Source organism: Celeribacter sp., assembly GCF_048261515.1.
Lineage (GTDB): Bacteria > Pseudomonadota > Alphaproteobacteria > Rhodobacterales > Rhodobacteraceae > Celeribacter.
In genome coordinates, this window is sequence record NZ_JBLXFZ010000002.1 from 37,049 (window position 1) to 55,579 (window position 18,531).

15 protein-coding genes and 2 pseudogenes are annotated in these 18,531 nt (G+C 57.6%); 6 read left to right on the forward strand and 11 right to left on the reverse strand.

The window, feature by feature from the left end; all coding sequences use genetic code 11:
* The first annotated feature begins 7 nt into the window (after nucleotides 1-7).
* From ACN0SC_RS05075 to ACN0SC_RS05085, 3 genes and pseudogenes are all read left to right on the forward strand, one after another.
* A pseudogene (locus tag ACN0SC_RS05075) lies at nucleotides 8-1,353 on the forward strand (IS3 family transposase).
* A 769-nt stretch (nucleotides 1,354-2,122) separates the two neighbouring features.
* Nucleotides 2,123-2,485 carry a hypothetical protein gene (locus ACN0SC_RS05080; RefSeq protein WP_417248590.1) on the forward strand — a complete coding sequence of 121 codons (363 nt, stop codon included), beginning with the start codon at nucleotides 2,123-2,125 and terminating at the stop codon, nucleotides 2,483-2,485.
* Between the two features lie 107 nt (nucleotides 2,486-2,592).
* On the forward strand, nucleotides 2,593-5,043 hold the full coding sequence (locus tag ACN0SC_RS05085; protein WP_417248591.1) for a DUF927 domain-containing protein: 2,451 nt from the start codon (nucleotides 2,593-2,595) through the stop codon (nucleotides 5,041-5,043).
* Nucleotides 5,044-5,286: 243 nt separating this feature from the next.
* Here ACN0SC_RS05085 and ACN0SC_RS05090 read toward each other — a convergent pair.
* From ACN0SC_RS05090 to ACN0SC_RS05140, 11 genes and pseudogenes are all read right to left on the reverse strand, one after another.
* A pseudogene (locus tag ACN0SC_RS05090) lies at nucleotides 5,287-5,550 on the reverse strand (IS110 family transposase); the annotation flags it as partial.
* Nucleotides 5,551-5,837: 287 nt separating this feature from the next.
* Nucleotides 5,838-6,131: a type I-E CRISPR-associated endoribonuclease Cas2e gene (cas2e, locus tag ACN0SC_RS05095; RefSeq protein WP_417248592.1), complete on the reverse strand. Its 294-nt coding sequence runs from the start codon at nucleotides 6,129-6,131 to the stop codon at nucleotides 5,838-5,840.
* The gene (locus ACN0SC_RS05100) at nucleotides 6,131-6,454 is read right to left on the reverse strand and encodes a hypothetical protein (RefSeq protein ID WP_417248593.1); all 324 of its coding nucleotides are present in this window, start codon (nucleotides 6,452-6,454) and stop codon (nucleotides 6,131-6,133) included. The genes cas2e and ACN0SC_RS05100 overlap by 1 nt, the downstream gene beginning before the upstream one ends.
* 3 nt (nucleotides 6,455-6,457) lie before the next feature.
* Nucleotides 6,458-7,192 (reverse strand): type I-E CRISPR-associated protein Cas6/Cse3/CasE, encoded by a 735-nt coding sequence (locus tag ACN0SC_RS05105; RefSeq protein ID WP_417248594.1) that lies wholly within the window; start codon nucleotides 7,190-7,192, stop codon nucleotides 6,458-6,460.
* Entirely contained in the window at nucleotides 7,189-7,887 is a 699-nt protein-coding gene (cas5e, locus tag ACN0SC_RS05110) for a type I-E CRISPR-associated protein Cas5/CasD (RefSeq protein WP_417248595.1), read from the reverse strand. Before cas5e ends, ACN0SC_RS05105 begins: the two co-directional genes overlap by 4 nt.
* On the reverse strand, nucleotides 7,884-9,023 hold the full coding sequence (cas7e, locus tag ACN0SC_RS05115; protein WP_417248596.1) for a type I-E CRISPR-associated protein Cas7/Cse4/CasC: 1,140 nt from the start codon (nucleotides 9,021-9,023) through the stop codon (nucleotides 7,884-7,886). Before cas7e ends, cas5e begins: the two co-directional genes overlap by 4 nt.
* Nucleotides 9,016-9,558 (reverse strand): type I-E CRISPR-associated protein Cse2/CasB, encoded by a 543-nt coding sequence (casB, locus tag ACN0SC_RS05120; protein WP_417248597.1) that lies wholly within the window; start codon nucleotides 9,556-9,558, stop codon nucleotides 9,016-9,018. Before casB ends, cas7e begins: the two co-directional genes overlap by 8 nt.
* Nucleotides 9,551-11,053: a hypothetical protein gene (locus tag ACN0SC_RS05125; protein ID WP_417248598.1), complete on the reverse strand. Its 1,503-nt coding sequence runs from the start codon at nucleotides 11,051-11,053 to the stop codon at nucleotides 9,551-9,553. The genes casB and ACN0SC_RS05125 overlap by 8 nt, the downstream gene beginning before the upstream one ends.
* Nucleotides 11,054-11,055: 2 nt before the next feature.
* Nucleotides 11,056-13,557, reverse strand: coding sequence for a CRISPR-associated helicase Cas3' (cas3, locus tag ACN0SC_RS05130; protein WP_417248599.1), 2,502 nt, complete (start codon nucleotides 13,555-13,557; stop codon nucleotides 11,056-11,058).
* A 475-nt stretch (nucleotides 13,558-14,032) separates the two neighbouring features.
* Complete coding sequence (locus ACN0SC_RS05135) at nucleotides 14,033-15,274, reverse strand: ATP-binding protein (RefSeq protein ID WP_417248600.1); 1,242 nt, start codon at nucleotides 15,272-15,274, stop codon at nucleotides 14,033-14,035.
* Between the two features lie 4 nt (nucleotides 15,275-15,278).
* Nucleotides 15,279-15,413 carry a hypothetical protein gene (locus ACN0SC_RS05140; RefSeq protein WP_417248601.1) on the reverse strand — a complete coding sequence of 45 codons (135 nt, stop codon included), beginning with the start codon at nucleotides 15,411-15,413 and terminating at the stop codon, nucleotides 15,279-15,281.
* A gap of 623 nt (nucleotides 15,414-16,036) precedes the next feature.
* Here ACN0SC_RS05140 and ACN0SC_RS05145 point away from each other — a divergent pair.
* The 3 genes from ACN0SC_RS05145 to ACN0SC_RS05155 are packed head-to-tail and all read left to right on the forward strand — an operon-like array spanning nucleotide 16,037 to nucleotide 18,444.
* A complete protein-coding gene (locus ACN0SC_RS05145; RefSeq protein ID WP_417248602.1) occupies nucleotides 16,037-16,693 on the forward strand; it encodes a class II aldolase/adducin family protein in 657 nt (218 codons plus the stop codon).
* Between the two features lie 11 nt (nucleotides 16,694-16,704).
* A complete protein-coding gene (locus tag ACN0SC_RS05150; RefSeq protein WP_417248603.1) occupies nucleotides 16,705-17,655 on the forward strand; it encodes a carbohydrate kinase family protein in 951 nt (316 codons plus the stop codon).
* 33 nt (nucleotides 17,656-17,688) lie between these two features.
* Nucleotides 17,689-18,444, forward strand: a complete 756-nt coding sequence (locus ACN0SC_RS05155; protein ID WP_417248604.1) for an SDR family NAD(P)-dependent oxidoreductase — start codon at nucleotides 17,689-17,691, stop codon at nucleotides 18,442-18,444.
* The last annotated feature ends 87 nt before the right edge of the window (nucleotides 18,445-18,531 follow it).

The following is an 18,531-nucleotide window of genomic DNA, read 5'->3' on the forward strand; positions in this document are numbered from 1 at the left end:
GATCGAGATGACGAAGAAGCCTACCACATCGAAAGATGCCGCCGACAAGGTGGTTAAGAACATCCGACGCAAGACGCGGCAAACCTATTCATCGGAAGAGAAGATTTGCATTGTCTTGGCAGGCTTGCGCGGCGAAGAGAGCATTGCTGTTCTTTGCCGTCGCGAGGGCATTTCTGAGAGCCTGTTTTACAGCTGGTCCCAGGAATTTCCTGAAGCAGGCAAGCGTCGACTTTCTGGAGACACTGCGCGTCAAGCGACGTCGCCAGAGGTGACGGAACTGCGTTCAGAGTCGCTGGCATTGAGAGAATGCGTGGCGGATCTGACTCTTGCAAACCAGCTGTTCAAAAAAAGCATGACAGGAAATGGGGGATAATGAGACCTTGTCCGCCATTTGTCCGAGGGCAATGGTCGAATGAATGAGGTATCCAGCACCCGAGAAGCTTGAGATCATCCGCACCGGCGAAGGCTCACATCTGCCAGTCAAACAGACCCTTGATATGTTGGGTATTCCGCGCAGCACTTTTTATCGCTTGTACGACCTTTATGTCGATGGTGGCCTGGATGCATTGGCAGATCAAACTTCACGTCCCAAATCTGTCTGGAACCGTATCCTGGACATCAGGCGCGATGATCTGATCGAGTTTGCGTTGGAGCACGAGGCATTGTCGACACGGGAGCTTGCGGTCAAATACACGGATGAGAAGAAGTATTTTGCTTCAGAAACATCAGCTTACCGCATTCTGAAATGCTGCTGACCTGATCACAACACCAGTATATGTGGTGATCAAGGCTGCTGACGAGTTCACGGACAAAACCACAGCTATCAACGAGATGTGGCAGACCGACTTCACCTACTTCAAGATCATTGGCTGGAGCTGGTATTATCTCAGCACAATCCTGGACGATTACAGTCGCTACATCATCGCCTGGAAGTTCTGCACGACCATGCGCACTGCGGACGTAACGGATACGATCAAACTGGCATTGGTTGCGTCTGGTTGCGATCAAGCTGTTGTGCGTCACAAGCCGCGGCTACTCAGCGACAATGGCTCCTGCTATATCTCTAGCGATCTGGACGAATGGCTCGAGGGGCAAAGCATGACGCATGTGCGCGGCGCACCGTTCCACCCACAAACTCAAGGCAAGATCGAACATTGGCATCAGACTATGAAAAACCGCGTGCTGCTCGAAAACTACTACCTACTCGGCGATCTTGAACGCTAGATCGGCACAGTCGTCGATTACCACAACAACCAACGTTACCATGAGAGCCTAAACAACGTCACACCTGCTGACGTCTACTTTGGGCGCGACAAGGGCATCCTGAGAGAAAGGAAGAAGATCAAAAAGTAGACAATCCGACACCGCCACTTGCATCACGAAAAACAAGCCGCATAATCCATCACACAAACGAGCCAGAGCCTCCAATGCTTAAACCGATCTGAAGTCCAACTTTATATGACGACGGACACTTGCGCCGCTGCTTCGAGATCGAGAAGTTTATCGATTTTATCTTCACGCAGCTCAGGAAAGTTGAGCGGAAAATCGAGCCCGACCGAGGCCGTGTTTAGGGAACACCGCAGCCGGCTAAAATTGGTCACCGCATTCGCGTTTCGGGCGGGTATGGACCCGAAAACAACCATGGTCACTTCCAATACGCGTCGCAAAATGCACGGGATTTGCCGATCTTGACCTGTTCGTTCCCATGTTCCCACGTTCGCGCGAGGATAGTGCCGAAGATATCGAAAGCGGCGGGGTAGGGGCGGTGCTTCGCCTCACGCCCATACTTATTCTTTGAATTACTGGGAACAGGGGGAACACGGGAACGGGTTCAGACAGCTTCGCTGACGTGTGCGTTAATTCGCGTGCGCTTGAAAGTTCTTTTGTATCAATGATCTGACAATTTATTTCCCAAGAAATCCGTGGGTTATCCACATATTCCAGAGCCCGCTGAATTGAAAGCTTTGCGGATTACGTGGACATTGTAGCCACGCCGAGACGGTCGGTGTGTGGCGCGGCGGATATCAATGTCCAAATCTCAATCCACCGCGCAATCACTCCGACATCGTCTCATTTCTGAACCGAGGTCGCTCATACGAGCGGAAAAATGACGGAGTGCCATATGCACGATATGACAAAAGGCCAGAGGCCGAAACAGAAACTGACACAGAAATTCAAGCCCCGGCCGTGGGAGAGTAATATTTTCGATGAGGTGAAAGGGGCGTCGGCTTGGCGCATCGAGCGTCTCGTACGGGCATGGGTCCCCGGGGCGCGTAGGTCCGGTGATCACCTGATCGTTCCGAACCCCAAGTGTGGTGATCTTAGCCCCAGCAATCTCATCATCGATCTTCACACGGGAAGCTGGAATGATCGCGAACGCGGCTACTATGGCAAGGACATCATTTCCTTCTACGCGTATTTTCGCGGTCTGACACAGCTTGAGGCCGCGCGGGACCTCGCGATGCAGCTCGGAGTTGACGCATGAACGATATGTCTCATCACTCTACTGCGCGCCACTTTCTGCGCCCTCTCAGGTCAAAAGACCTGCCGGAAACCGCACTCCCTTGTGTGTCTGTCCCTGCGGAGTTTCCGATGCCTGATATGCGTCTCGGGACGACTGTGCCTGTCGCGACATATGAGTATCGTCATGGGGACGGGACTTTGGCGTTCCTTGTTGCTCGTTGTGAGTACGATGATCGGACGGGATTTTATCCGTTCAGCGTTTGGCGTGTGGAAGGTCAGAAACGCTGGGTCAATAAGGCGCTCCCCGTCGATGCTTTCGCAACGCGGGCACCGCTCTACCGTTTGACGGACCTCATGTCGAATTCTCTCAAACCCGTTTTGATCTCTGAGGGAGAGAAATGCGCGGATGCAGTTGCAGGGTTCGAGAGCGTTGTCTCGACAACCTGGCATGGCGGCGCGAAGGCGTTGGCAAAAACCGACTTCTCGCCGCTGAAGGGCCGCGATGTGATCATCGCACCCGATGATGACGAACCGGGTGCCAAGGCGGCCGAGACGCTGGCCGATACGGTGAAGGCACTCGGCGTCGCGCGTCTGCGGGTTTTGAGGGCAAGCGCGCTGACCGACATGTTCGTTGGCATGCGCAACACGGGCTTTGATATCGCGGATGCCATTGACGCCGGACTGTGTGAGGCACAGTTCATGGCTCTTCTGGAACAGGCCGGGATGGTGGAGGAGATTGATGTGACGGTTGCGGAGGAAGGCGCCACCGATGCAGCTTCTGATGAACATACCGATGAGGACCCCATCTGTCGTGAATTGCGCGAGCAGTTTGGTTTCGAACTCGATCTGCCTGACAATTTCAACATGTCCGTGGGCGGTATTGTGAAATACGACGTGGACCGTCGCGGCCAGCCGGTTGAGGTCTACGCAGGGTCTCCTATCGCTGTCCTCGGCAGGACAAAGCTTGTCACGAGCCGCGGCGGATGGGGCTATCGCATCGCGGTGCGGGCACCAAAACACGACTGGGAGTCCTTCACTGTGCCTGGCCGTTTGCTCGCGGGCGACGGGCGTGACCTGCGCGAAATGATTGCCGACACTGGCGGAATTGTTCCGCAGCAGATGGACGGGCGGCGCGCCTTGGCTGAGTATATTGCCGAAGCCGCGCAGACTTGTCCGATCGTCAATGTCACCGACCATCCCGGCTGGTGTGGGGAGGCCTTCGCATTGCCTGATGTGATTGTTTCGCCCGAGAAAGATGACATGCAGCTGACGCTCGACATGGGCGATCGGCCGACCCTGCTTGCAACGGCGGGCACTCTGGAGGGGTGGCAGGACCTGACGCGGCTCGCCGCACCAAACAGCCGTGCGACATTCGCGATCTGCGCGGCGCTCGCAGCACCCTTGCTCAGGCCTCTCGGCATCGAGGGCGGTGGCTTCCATTTCTACGGCCAGTCGTCCCGCGGAAAAACCACCCTGTTGATGCTCGCGGGCTCCGTGTGGGGCGGCGGGGGACGTGATGGGTTTCTGCGGAGTTGGCGCATGACGGTGAACGGGGCCGAAAGCGTTGTCGCGGATCACAACGATTTGGCGCTCTGTCTCGATGAAATGACCGTTGCGGATGCGGACGGGTTCACCGACATGCTCTATATGCTCGCGAACGGGCAGGGCAAAGCACGTGCGAAGAAAGACGGCAGTGCCGCAGCAAGCGCAAAGTGGAATGCGTTGGTCTTGTCGTCAGGTGAGAACACCATTGAGCAGCAGCTTGAGCAGGGGCGCGGGAAGCGGCGTATGACGGGTGGCATGGTTGTGCGCATGATCGACGTGCCCATCGAAGTCGAACCGGGCGTGAGTTTTGAAGACCTCGGGCCGTACGAGAATGGCGGCGCCTTCGCGGATCAGATCAAAGCGCTCTCCCGCGCGCATTATGGTCACGCGGGCCGCGTGTTTTTGCGGGCCCTCGTCAATAATCGCGAGGCGCTGTTGGCCAAGGCGCGTGAGCATATCGAAGCCTGTTTGGAGCGCATGCTCGATGACGACGATGATCCGCAGATCCAGCGCGTTGCACGGCGTTTTGCCGCTGTTGCCGCCGCAGGGCATTTGGCCGAGCAGGCGGGTATTTTGCAGATCTCACCGGAGCAGATCGACGATGCGGTTTCTGGATGCTTTGGTGCCTGGATTGTGGCTCGTGGCGGCGGTCAGTCCGAGGAATGGCGCAGCGCCGCGCGACACCTGCAGTACTTTTTCGAGGCTCACGGCCCGACGCGTTTCGAGCGCCTCGAAAATGGGAAGGCCGCCGACGATGATGCGGAGCGCAGTGACGGTTTTGCTATCCGTGATCGTTGCGGGTATCGCGTCGAGCAGGAGGATGGCGCGTGGCTTTACTATGTGCTGCCCTCGGCGTGGGAGCGGGACGTCTGCGGACCTCACTCACCCGATCTCATGGTCAAGATTGCTAAGGACCGCGGCGCGCTGATCTGCGGTGAGGGCGGGCGCAGCAAAAAGAACGTTCGTCTTCCCGACTACCCCAACACCACGCGCGTCTACGCCATCCGTCCCGATCTCCTCGCTGGCGACGGGTGATCGTTTAACAACCAACTGCCCCCGCCTGCCTTGTTAAACGATCAGGGCAGGTGGGGGCTATGCCGTGAGTGAGGCGAGCGGGGGGGAACGCTTTTCTACCAGGTGCCGTGTCGATGGCGTGTCGACCATGGCACGCCGTGATCCTATCGCGCCAGGTGTCGCGACACGGGCGCCGATATTGCATTGGCCGAGGTGATGGCCCCTCGCAGTACGCCACTTCTAATTTGTGTCTGTGGACGTGACTACTTTCAGAGCTTTGACACCCGCGGTTTGTAGATAGCGCAACAACCTTTCACCATAACTGCCAGAACATTCGATGCCGACGCGTTGCAGATCACCGAATGAACGCATCCATTCCAACATCATGCGATGTCCATGCCGTGTGGTTGCGAAGCTCTCGGTGCCGAGCGCAGGGTCGTAATGGTCGACGACGGATTCAACGTGTAAATCCGTGTGAGTGTCGACGCCTCCGACGATGTAAGGTGTGTATGTTTCTTGCCTTTTGATGCTCCTTTCATGCGGCAAGTGAGTGAGCGTTGCTCAGAAGAATGCAGGGACAGGACCGGTTATTGTCTAAGTGATCTATCCCCGCGGGTGCGGGGGAGCCCAACTCTCTTTGTCTGACATCGATTTCATCTGGGGTCTATCCCCGCGGGTGCGGGGGAGCCTACACACGCGGCCCCAATGGCGTCAGAGGCCAGGGTCTATCCCCGCGGGTGCGGGGGAGCCTCTTGCGAGCAATAGGTTGATTTTATTCAATTGTCAAAGGGCGTGAAGGCGAGTTATCGGGGCGCTCACTTTCGTTTGGCGAGTAAAACTCCATCTGCATCGACAATGTCTTTAGGTGGTTCGCCCAAATTTTCGATCTGCAGGTGTCCGGTCGCGGAGGTGTCGCGCCAGACAAGTGTGAGGGAGCCTTGACGCAGGTTTTCCCACCAGTCAGAGACGACATTCCAGACCCGTGTGCGCACCCCTGCTGTCATATCTGGCGCGACGTATACGCCGGGCGAGATTTCTAACATGACGGAGGTCAGGAAGCCGCGGTATCGGGTTTGGACATTCCGAGTGACGATAATGGTGAGTGCCATCAATCGCGGCCTTCGATCAAGGTTTTGATCCGTTCGATCATAGCAGAGATAATTTTTTCGTCGGATAGGGTGCGGGCATGAGCCAAAAGACGCAAAGCGTCGTGACTGACTGTAGAGCCTGGGCCCAAAAGGGTCATGGAGACGGTCTGAAGCGGGATAGCATAGCCGCCGGGGGAGAGAGCATCTGCGGGGGTGGTTTCTCCCTGCACAAAGGCGAGTGTGCCGTCGCGTGCCGTTAGGGCGCCGCGCGCAGGATAGAGGCATCCCGCGCGATCGGCGTGAGGGACTTTGACGCTGTCGAGGCCGAGGCGTCCTTTGAGCATTGTTCACTTCCTGCGTTGCGGCGGACGCAGGAGCAACATGCCATAGCCATAGGTGCGATGGCGCCCGATGCCGCGTGCCAGAAGCTCGGCAAAGCCCTGTGGGTCTTGCACAGTCAAGGTGCCGAGGATCGTAGCATCTGGTCCCTCGATCCGTTTTCCGCCGCGCTGGACGACCTGACGCTGGAATTTGTGCAAACGAGTGGTGTCCCGCTCCATTTTAGCCACGGGCGAGAGCCGTTTGGCCAGCCAGTCGCGATAAACCTCTTCACGCGGACGTGCCTGATCGTTGCGCAGAGTTTCTGCGAGGAAGGCATCTATTTCGGCGCCCTTAGAAAAGGTTGTTTTGTCCGAGGTCAGCGCAGAGGCCAGCCGGACAACAGGGCGCAGGCGCAGATCGAAGCCGAACCTCGCGCCTGCCTGCCATGTTTCCGCCGGACGTGGGAGCGAGCGGATCTGTTCGAGGTTCAGAAGTGCGCATTCACTGGGGAGAGCGACGCTTTTGGCCGTCTCCAGAAGAGCCTGCGCCGGTTGTGAGCTATAGGCGTAAAGAGTGGCCCGCGTTGCGCGCGGTGCGACCATGAGGCGGAAGGGCTGCAATGCGGCGGGGCCGAAGACCTCGCCCAATAGGTGGTGCAGGGCCAGTCCTTCGTCAAAGGTGCCCTTGCTCAGGTTGCGTTGCGCAGCCCAACCGTGCAGGTCAGGCAGATGGATCGGGAGTTCGACGAGATGGAGGCTCATGCGATTTCTCCTTCGCAGATAATCCGTGTGCCACCGTGCAGTCCGGTTTTCCAGTTCCGCAAATCCTGCAGGTCGTATTTGAGCGCACCGTCGTAGGGTCGGCCATCATCGGGCCAGATCGCGCGGCCTGTGATTCCCTGTTCCGCGAGGGCCTTGAGGGCTGCATAGGGGCTATCGGCCTCAATCCATCCGGCAACGAGGCGGCGTGTCGGCAGACAGGGTTTGCGTCCCAGAAACAGCGGGCGTGCCGGACGATCGAGCGCGTCTGCCAGTTGCTCTAGCGAAGGCGACACATCGGAGGTCAGCCGGATCACCACATGGGTGTCATGGTCGGCCAGATAATCGCGGCGACGACGGTGCGGGCTGTCATAAGTGGCCCCTGCACGTCCTTCGGGCTGGCCCCATGTGGTCCAGCCTTTGTCTTTTTTTTCCAGTTTGGCGTTCTGCGTATCGGTTACGATCAGCGGGGCGTGTCGCCCTTCGGGCAGGGCCGAAAGTGCGGCAAACTCCAGCCGGTTTTGCAGCGCCTGATGGGCGGCGCTGTCCTCGCGCCGCCAGCCGAGGGCATTGGCAAAGAGTCCTGTCAGTGCGGAGGCGGCGGGGTAGTCCCGCGACGGACCGACATGGTCGATTGTCCCCCCTCCAAAGGCCATGAGCGGCGCGGCGAGGTGAAGATGGAGCCAGCGTTGCGTCATGCAGCCTCCGGCGCTTTCAGCCGCTTGGGTAGGGATTTGGCGAATTGGGCCAAATTCTCAAGCGACCCGCGTTCCGCATCGGGCACCTCGGTGTTGGCCAGCGACATTACGCGGCGGGTTTCACCTGTGGCATAGGCGGAATCGAGCGCGGCAAGATGGTCGCACAATGCGGCAACGGCCTGACCTGTTTCGGCCTTGCAGGGAGAGCGGAAGGCTTCGGCAAGGGAACGCGGTTGCCGGTCTCCGGCCTCAAGCAACATAAAGGATGCGCGCGAATAGGGCGCGGTAGATCCCAGCTTGGCGCCTGGTGACACTTCAGCAATCAGGTAGGTCAGGTTGTGCAGCACTTCTCCGGCCAGCGCCACGTCGCCGCCGAGGTTCTCGATCAGGCCGGGCAGGTCTACCACTACATAGCCGTAGAACAGCCCCGACGTCAGCTCGGTTTCCTGAATGGTGTCGGCGCCCGTGTCCACTTCGCGGGCCAGATCGTCGGCGGCGATGAAGTAATCGCTTTCTGCCTCTTCCGCGTGGACGGTGAAGGCATGGGCGACATGCACGGGTGCCTCGATATTGGCGCGAGGATCGGATGTCACCATACGCCCGAAGAGTGCTCCCGTGAGACCGGCGGGCATTTTGGTGCCTTCACTCATGGCTTTGAGGTTGGCCTTGTGCTCCTTGAGCCATTGTGCTGCGAGATCCTTTGCAGCTTTCTTGTCGCCGCCTGCCTCCGCCACAAGTTCCTTGGCCGCTTTGGTCAGATAGGCGATTTCAACGGCACCGAGAAGCAAGGTCTGACGCGACTTCTTGTCAGCGCCTTTGTCGCCATAGACTGCTTTCAAAAGAGCGTCTCCGATTTCCTTGCGCACGTCCTCGTCAATACTGTCAGCCCATTCTCCGAAAACCTTGCGTTCAACGATTTCGCGCGACCGAAAAGCATCTTCAGCCCCGTCGATCTCGCTCAATGCATGGAGGTCTTCGGCTAGACGCCAGTGCCGCTTGAGACATTGGGAACTGACCCGTGTGCGCAGGGCTCCTCCATAGGGTAGTCGCTTGGCAAGGCCTGCATCGTCACGGTTGAGCAATGCGGCTGTATAGGGGGCGAGGAAATGGATTTGCAGGAAGCGCGGATCAGACATTTTGGATTTCCTTTTCAGGGGTGCGCGCGCTCTGGTCGAGGCGCTGGTAGTAGTCGCGGGCGATGCCCTGCCCGTCTTGTTTCAAATAGGCCCATGCAAGACTGGGCACGTCGATCTGGGGGTGTTTACGTGCAAGCATCCGTATGGCCCGTTCAAGAGCATCATGCCGTGCCGTGCCCCGTGCGGCGAGCAAACGTGCAAGGCGGGGTTCGGAGAGTACCGGCTTTTCAATATGCGCCCGAGCGTCGCCTCCATCGGCAAGAATAGCTCCGAACTGGCGACCATTTTCATGGATGCTTTCGGTTGAGCTGGCAGGGGTCAGGAGCGCCAGTGCCTTTGTGATCGCTCGCCACACGGGTTCTTCGGCAGGAGTCATGCCGAACCGCGCTGCCATACGCCAAAAGACCGGCGCCCCCTCGGTGCCCATGCGGCGTGCGGCGGCCTTTTCGCCGCTGGACGCGTGAGCAAGTGCTGTTGCAATCGCCAAGGCGCGGGCGCCAACTGATGTGGCAGCATTGGTGTCACTTTCAGACATGTTCCTTCTCCGTGATCCCGAAATTCTCAAATATTTTTCGAATACTGCTCTCAAAAGCCGCGCGGCCGCGTGTCATGGCGCGTGGCCGCATGATCCCCGCACAGGGAATCGCGGGGGCGGCGCGTGCAAACTCGGCGCGAGCGGCTGCGGCCAGATGGCGGGTAAAGCGGTTCTGTGCCTCATTGCGGGCATAATCGTCCGAGCATGCCAGTTTCTCCCAAAGAGCGGGGAAAAAGGCTGCATCGGCAATGCGTGCGACCTGATCGCAGGCGGGTTGGCTACGGGCGTATTCGGCTTTGCCGCGCTTGGCAAAGTCGCCCTCGGCTGCAATCAGGGCTAACCCGTCTCGCAATGCACGATCAATATCGTCGATGGTCTTGACTTGTACGGCGGAAAATTCTGCAGCTTGTGGGCCGATCATAGATTTTGTCACGGCTTTTGGCACTGGAACGACACGGGATTTGAAGCCGTCAGTCTTGGAATTCCCGCGAGCAAAGGCTTCGGCGACCAATGCCATGTCTATAGCCTCTTCATCAGCCGTCGAAGTGGCCAGTTCCGGCACTTTCCATTCTCCGCCATAGAGCAAGCGCGTAAGAAGTTTATAGCTCCAGTTCTGTTCCCCGAGTGTCAGGGTTTTGTTCTCGGAGAGGTGAACCGGTGCCCAAGGATCGCCAGTCATGCCTTTGGCTTCCTTGGCCGCGATCCGAGCGGCTTTTGATGTGCCGCGTTTTGCAAAGAGGCCTTGCGGACTTTCTAGGAGGCGGATGCGGCGACATACCTCAATGAACATTGGATCAAGCGTATGGAGATCGAGCATCTGCTTCTGAGGCCAAGGCAGGCACCACAAAAGCGCGGGTCCCGACAGGCCGTTGCGCTTGGCCAGGAGCCGCGTCACGTCACGTCGCCACCATGCGGAGGGATCTATGATCGCTGTGCCTGATTGCACTGGTACAAGGCCGATCATTGCCCGCGACGAGGAGCCGCCATTCATCCGGGCAATGCCGTAGTTCCCAGCACCGCCGAACCCCTCCATCGTTTGTAGGCTCACCAGCGCAAAGAGCCAGTCCTGCGGTGTAGCGTTATGGGCGATCTCACGTTTAAGATCGTGATTGCGCGAGGTGATGAGCATGTCGAGCGCATCAGGGGTCGCCACTTCGCTCCACTTCACGCCGCCGGGATTAGGGGGCTGCAAGAAGGCGGGCTTGCTGTCATCCTCTACGACCAGGTGCCACGCTACGTCATCCTCGAACTCGGCAGTCAGTTTGCGCAGATTTTCGCGCCATGTCTCTTCATCCTCTGGCAAGGGGACATCCTGTCCGCTGTGCGCCAAAACAGCCAATTGCACGAGAAACATGTGCCATGCGGGTCTCTGGTGGGGACGCAGGGCAGGGAAACTCCGGACCTCACCACGTGCCATCGCGGCAAAAATCCCAGGTAAGGTGAACGCCCCACCGTTGGTATGAATAAGAGGGTCAACCAAGAGGTTATGTGTCATAGTTATGTCTCCTCCAGACGTGCCAACCCCGATGCGTCATAAATGAAACCTGCGGTCCCGACGCGGAACGTAAGCGGGGAGGTCGTGATGATCTCTGTTGCTTCATCCCCCGTCAGGTCACGCGCCCAATGCGCAGGCAGGGCAAGCGTTGCGACAGGTGCTCCGAAGGGGCCGATTGTGCCTTCGGGAAAGGTAACAATGGGGCCGCTTTCACCCAGCCGCGTGCGGATGACTTCCTCGTTGGGGAAGGTGTCTGGAAACTTTTCGCGGCGGTCGAGGATGACATTTTGTGCCCCCATGGTCTCCGCGATAACCTTTCCCGTCACACGGCGACGATAGTCTTCCAATCCATTTTGAGCGGCAATCTCGTCGAGTCGTTCGGGATGGGTGGCGCGTTCGACCAGTCTGCGGTTCATCTGCGGAATGCGCCACAGCGGCTCGTTCTCGATTTTGTGCAGTGTCGCGGCCAGACCCGGCACGTCGAGATAGACGCCGGAAAGCGTTGTGTTCTGTCCATATGTGCCCAAGCCATTCTCCGGCTCGCGGGTTAGTCGGCCAAGGTCGCCCTCGGGGCAGAGGACCACGGCGCTGGCTTGTTCGAACCCGCTGGGGCGAGGCCGGTTGTGGCGGTGTAGGCGGCCGATCCTTTGCAGCAGCACATCCATCGGGCACAGGTCGGTGATCAGTATATCGGCATCAATGTCGAGCGATTGCTCCAGTGTTTGGGTGCCAATGACGATGACGCCTTGTGCGGCGCTGTCCTTGCCCAGAACTGCCTCGACGTGGACGTCGAGCCGCGCCCGGTCTTCAGCGGTAAACCGGCTGTGATGTAGGGTTGGCGTGCGATTCAGGCAAAACATCAGATCGGGGGCCTCACTTACGCAGGCGGCAAAGGTCTCTCGCGCGCGGTCAACGGTATTTCGGATGACCAACACCCGCGCTCCGCGGCGGGCAGCCGATATGGCTTTGGCGGCGGCGTCTTCGCCGCTCCAGCCGCTGTATGCGGTAACCGCGACATCCTTTTGTGCCGTGTGGCGGGTCTGGACAGGGAAACACTCACCTTTTGTCCAGACTGCGGGGTAGGGTGTCTGTTCTGCCTCCGATAGGCTGGGGAGCGGTGTTTCGCGCCAGGCGGATCGCGCCACGGCCCCAAGGGTGGCTGACATCAAGAACGCATGCCCCCCAAGCGCCAGATGGTCACGTAGAACCGCGCGCTGGATTTCTGTCATCCATGCATCCGAGGCGTGAACTTCGTCAATGACCAGCAAGGAGCGCGACAGTGCCGATCCACGCAAATGCGCATGTTTGACCTGAAGCCCCGCCATCATCGCTTGATCCACTGTGCCGACAGCAATCTGAGCGGTGAGATAGCGCGTCGCGTGTTCGGCCGCCCATCGTTTTGCTCGGGTGTCGCTGCCCGCATTGTCATCCCATTTTACCTCGAAAGCGGGCAGGCGAATGCCATGCGCCTCGCCGGAAACGGTTTGCCCCGGTATCGCAAGCACGGCTTCGGGGACTGGAGCGGAAAATATGCGGGCCATCGCCGCGTTTACACGGCTTTGTAATTGACGGGCTGCGGCACGAGTGGGAACGGCGAAGTAAAGGCTGTCCACGGCGCCGATTTCATACAGTTGAACAAAACGCCACAGCGCGGATTCGGTTTTGCCTGCACCTGTTTCAGCCTCAAGGATCACAAGATTGTCGGAAAGTGGGGTTCGAGCCACGACCTCCTGTGCTGGGCGTGGTGTCGGGTAATCTGACAAGAGTGCCCATGAGGCAGGGCCGGAGAGATGGCGGTCGGATGTGTCCAGACCGATCTCATGGACACGCCGTCGTGCCCGCTTTCGGGCGGTGTCCCAATAATCTGGGTCGTATGTTGCGACGAATGGAAACGCCTCCCGATCCGATCCGATCCAGTCCGCCAGTGCCAGAAGGCCGCAAAAGAAATGTGCAAATGTGGGGGACGGTGGTGGTGGGCGGTGGTCGCGGATTTCGGGAAACCATGACGCGAGAGCCTGCCCCATACGGGCCTCTTCAGCTTTCCAGTCATATTCTTCCAGCGGAGCAAAGGCATCTTGTGCCCAGCTTGGATCCGGACAGGTAACGGGGCGGCCATGATGGGCGAAGAGTATTTTAAACCAGACCTCTATCCTGTCCCAGCGGACGATATGGAGCGCCTGTCCGCCAAGGGCACTTGCTGCATCGCCCTGCTGCAGCCATTTCCAGCCGCACCGCAAATGATCACGCGTCTTGCGGGGATATGGTGAGGGAAGGGCTTTGCTTTGAAAGGACGGGGCTAGCTTTCCGATGTCATGGAGAAACGCGAGTGCGCCCAAACACATGAGTTGCTCATTCGTCAGACTTTGCCCTGCTGCGCGTTCTGCGCGGGCGCGCAATGTAGGGAGTTCAAGTAGGGCAAGCAGCGTGGCCGCGACATCAGCACTGTGATGCGCGAGATGGTGAAACTCGCCTGTATCTGTGTCAGTTTTGCCCCAAGAATGCATTCAAATAACGATCAACTGTATCATTGTCTGTCTAATGCCGGGAATTGTGCGAGGACTATATGTGTCGCACAATGGAGGAATTCTGGCCTTTATGTATGTACCGCTTCTTGGCCGCTTCTTGTAAAAACACGCAATTTTGGGATAGTGAATTCCAGTCAAGCGAGGCCCGTTCGGCTTTTGCAGAGAGCATTGAGCTCGGGGGGTGACTTGCGGGATTTCGGAAATTGATCCGACGCGGACAAAACGCAGCGTGACTGTTATTCCCCTAAACTCCGAGGAGTTGTGGCGAGGCAGGACGTCCTCATTTCAGATCAGTGTGACAACCCTGATCATTCCTCACTGTTTTTATTCGTGCAAAAGCGCCGTCTGTGCTAAAGTAGACCGCAATCTGTGGTGTAGCTGTGGCATGAGCGGCCCTTCGGATAATCGTTTAATAATAGTACGATACCGTCACGATAGTTAAACGATCATGATCTCAGTGCAGTAGCGGTCGCGCGTTGACGGCTTTCAGCTCCGAGACAATGCGGTCGATGTGGCGCAGTGTGACTGCGCGAGACCAGTTGCGGATGACGGCCATCCGCAGAGCAAACAAGTCACGTGGATCGAGGTCCGCATGATGCGTTTCGACGTATGCCATCACATCATCGATCGTCAGTCTCGGGATCTGGATGACGCGCATCCGTGACAGCAAAACGGGGTCGATAGCGTTGATGTTGTTGGCTGTCAGGATGAATGACACATCGCCCAGATCGACGGTCACACCAGTCGCGGGGCAGCGGAAATGCTTTGCCGTAGAGCGTTCGAGAAGTGGCAAAAGCGCATCAGACATCGAGCTGCGCGAGCCGCTGCTCGACGTGGCGCCCTTGCCGACCTTGTCGATCTCATTGATGATGACCATCGGATTTGGCGATTGGCTGTCGATCACCGCGCGAAAAACGTCACCCATCTGGCTCGACGACCAACCCGCCTCGACACCTGCGATCCGCATCGCGGATGTGCCTGCACCCGCATCGATCTCGACGTGGTGGATGCCAGCTTGTTCCGCGATATTCCGCGCGAGTGTCGATTTGCCTGTGCCATGCGCACCGACGAGGAGGGTAGGGGTCAATCCGAAGAAGCGGTCCTCCACCATTCGGGCTTTTAAGGAGGACCAGATCACGTTCAACGGGCGCTGCAACCAAGGCGCTTCGGCGAAGATCTTGGCGACCAGCTCGTCGATCTCGTGCTCAGAGCGCGGTCCTGCGTAGGCGAGTGGCCCCGTGGCGGATTGGAGCCGTTTGAGTGTCTCCTTATCCGTTTTAGAGGAGATTTGGCGTGTTAGGGGATAGCGCCGCGCATATTTTGTTGCGCGGGCTTCAATGTGCTTTTTCTGTTCGCTCTTCTGGTTGATCACGGTTTCAACAATCAGACAGGCTTGGAAATATGAGAAGTCGTGTGCATCGGCACGGCAGGCGTCCGGATCGAACGAGGTCAAAAGCTCCGCAATCTGTTTGCGGAAGGCTTTGAAGTTGAAATCGAAGTTCTGGAACACGCTGGCTTCGTGGCTGAGCTCGTCAATGCCGATGTCGAAGGCTTCGTCAAACGGAATACCGAGTTCGTCCGCCTTGGATTTGAGACGCGTATAGGCGCGTTTGCGTGAAGCGCGCAGCAACTTCTTCCAGATGCGCGTTTTGGCTTCGCTTCGTGTCTCGCGGATGGTGTAGGTCGTTTTCTTCATAGCGCTATCCAATGAAGAGCGACAGAATATCGGACAAGATGCTGAGCAGATCGTCAGCAAGAACGATCATATTCGCCGCGGCCAAAGCCAAAATTTGAAGGTCGCGTTCTGTACGCGTTTTGTTGTTTGAAGTCGTCATGATGACATCTCCTAATGATGGTAGGAGTCCCGAGTATCGAACTCGGCCGTCCGCGCTCATCTGGCGCCAATTCTCGGGGGTATAAGACCCGACCGCACACCTGTGCTGACTCCCGTTGCTGGAAGCAGTGCTAATCAACCGATCAGCGTATGGTGTGGATCGTGCTCTTGGTCATCATGCGGGGTATATGGGATTAAGGTGCATGTTGGTCAAGGGGAGGAGGAGAAGAGTCAATCTCGTTTTTCCGCAAGACTTTGTTGAACAGATCTGAAGTCAGACGATATGCCAGTCTCGATTGTGTCCTTCGTCTCAGTGGTCTCGGATCGGAGTGTCTCATGAGCCTGCGCAATTCGACATAGTGTTAAAGCGTCATCATCTCGGCCAGCTTCGGTTCGGTTCTTCTCATTGTTTTGGCGGTAAAATTTCCCATGGCATGAATGTTTTGAACATTTGCTCTTGCCATTTAAATTATTTGTAGTCACAAATTGGACTATACAAATTGGAGTCGACGGATTGCTTGCGCTTTCCTTGGCTTCAGTGGGGCGGCGGTTCGCGTTTGCTGCCGGATTTTTATGGATGGCCTCGCCGGCCGATGCCCGTTCGCAACTTAGGAGTTTTGCTTCATGACCTTTTCCCCCGATGAGCTGGCAAAGCGGCAAGCCATTATCGATCACTGCATCTTGATGAATAGCTCGGGGCTCAATCAAGGGACGTCGGGAAACGTTTCGATCCGTCATGGCGAGGGACTTTTGATCTCACCGACGTCACGTCCCTATGCGAGCCTCACACCGGAAGACATCGTCTTTATTGATGGGGACGGGGAGCCGCATGGTCGCTGGAAGCCTTCGACCGAATGGCGTTTCCACCGTGATATTCTCAAGACACGCAAGGACGCAAATGCTGTGGTCCATGCGCACCCGACCTACACCACGATCCTTTCGATCCATAACAAAGAGATCCCCGCCATCCACTACATGCTGGCGGTCTTCGGCGGGCCGAATATTCGCGTTGCTCCCTATGCGATTTACGGAAGCCAAGAGCTTTCCGACAATGCGATTGAGGCACTGGTGGATCGTCAGGCCTGTATCCTCGAGCACCACGGCATGATCTCCGTCGGCACCTCGATCCAGCAGGCATTCTGGTACGCGACCGAGCTTGAAACCCTTGCGCGTCAGTATCACGGCGCCCTGCTTCTGGGTGAGCCGCCTTTGCTTACGGATCAGCAAATTCAGGATGTCATCGACAAAATGGCGGGCTACGGCCTGAGCGACAAAAAATAAGGAGGCTCTCGATGCCTAAGTACGACTATTCCGCAGTAGGCTTTTCTGTTCTCGATGTGCTGTGCCGCTACGCAGAAGATATGCCCCCTCCAGGTGGCGCGACATTCGTGGACGAGATCCAGATGACGGTTGCGGGCACGGCAGCAGCGACGGCTGTTGATTGCGCGATCCTCGGTTTGAATGGCCAGATCGTCACCCGCGTGGGTCGCGATGACATGGGGAACTACCTCGTCAGCAAAATGGGCGAGTTCGGCATTGATACCTCTTTGGTGCAATATGACGACGACGTGCAGACATCGACCAGCATGTTGCCCATCCGTCCTGACGGATCACGCAGCGGCTTTTTCGTTCCGGGCACGTCCGATACATTGGAGATCGGCCCCGAGCTTTGGGATGACGTTCTCGACGCAGACATCATCCACCTCGGTGGCACGGGTCTGCTTGCAGCCTTTGACGGGGAGCCATCGGTTGCCTTGTTGAAGCGCGCGAAAGTGCTGGGTCGCACGACTGTGTTCGATCTTATTCAGGCCAATCCCGAGACTATCGCCAAGGTCAATCCGCTTCTTCCGTACATTGACTACTTCGTGCCTTCCATCGTGGAGGCCGCAGCGATGGCCGGTGTCGATGATCCCGCAGAAGTCGCGCGTTGGTTCAAATCCAAGGGCGTCAAGAATGCGATCCTGACATTGGAAGGCGACGGCGTTTGGGTCGATCCCGAATTCGGTGAAGCGTTCCATCTGCCTGCACACAAGATCGACGTGGTCGACACGACGGGGTGCGGCGACAGCTTTACTGCGGGTATTATCGTTGGCCTGTCCAAAGGGTGGGATATCCGCGAATGCGCTCGCTTCGCAAACGCAGTGGCTGCGAATGTCGCGCTCGGCTTGGGTTCCCAAGGCAAGCTGACTTCGTTCGATGCCACCATCGAGGCCATGAACTCATGGCCTGTGCGCGACGCATAGTCTGCACACAGCATAAAATTTTGGGAGGAAAACATGCTACTGGACGGAAAAACGGCACTGGTAACAGGTGCATCGCGCGGTATCGGCGCGGAGATCGCAATCGGGCTGGCGGAGCAGGGGGCGGACGTCGCCATCACTGATCTGGCGAGCCAGTCTGTCGATCTGGCCAAGGTTCAAGCCGCAATCGAAGCGGCAGGGCGGACCTGCTACAACCATGCACTTGATGTGACATCCAAATCGTCCATCGAGGACGTTTTTGCAGCAGTCACAGAGACCGCTGGCGGTATCGATATCCTTGTGAATAACGCGGGTATTCTTGTGCCCAAGCGTCTTGAGGAACTCGACGAAGCCACATGGGATGCGCATTTCGACGTGAATGCGAAGGGCATTTTGCTCTGCACGAACGCCGTTCTTCCGCAAATGCGTGCGCGCAAACAGGGGCGGATCATCAACATCGCCTCTATCGCGGGACGCCAAGGCTCTCCGACCCAAGGCCACTATGCGGCGACGAAGTCTACTGCGATCACCCTGACGCGTGTTTACGCGCAGGAAGTTGGCATGGACGGCATCACCGTTAACGCGATTTGCCCCGGTATTATCCTGACGGAAATGGGCAAAGAGAACCTCGGAAGCCAAGAAGAGATCGACCATTGGTCCAATGTCGCCGCACTCAAGCGTCTTGGCGATCCCAAGGATGTTGTCGGTCCTGTGGCGTTCCTCGGCTCCGATCTGTCGAACTTCGTGACGGGTCAATCCATCAACGTCTGTGGCGGAATCTACTTCCACTAAGTGAAACGCGAGGCTGGCCGTGTGAGTGGCTGGCCTCCCGATACTATCCCGCTCGCCCTCTTTCGGAGACCTTCATGTGTCACACAG